Raw genomic sequence first — 202 nt, forward strand, 5'->3', positions numbered from 1 at the left:
CTACTCCTCATTGAGCTACCTCAAGCGGCTGCCGCTGGACCAGATCAAGATCGACCAGAGCTTTGTGCGCGATGTGCTGAGCGACCCCAACGACGCGGCCATCGTGCGCACCATACTGGCGCTGGCCAAGAGCCTGGACTTGCAGGTGGTGGCCGAGGGGGTGGAGACGACGGGGCAACTGGGGTTCCTCAGGCTGCATGGC

Annotated in this window: 1 protein-coding gene; it reads left to right on the forward strand. The window is 63.9% G+C overall.

The annotated features are described in order from the left end of the window. On the forward strand, positions 1-202 hold a 202-nt coding region (locus ASE31_RS32275; protein ID WP_057199631.1), incomplete at both ends, for an EAL domain-containing protein.

This window comes from Acidovorax sp. Root217, from assembly GCF_001428645.1.
Lineage (GTDB): Bacteria > Pseudomonadota > Gammaproteobacteria > Burkholderiales > Burkholderiaceae_C > Acidovorax.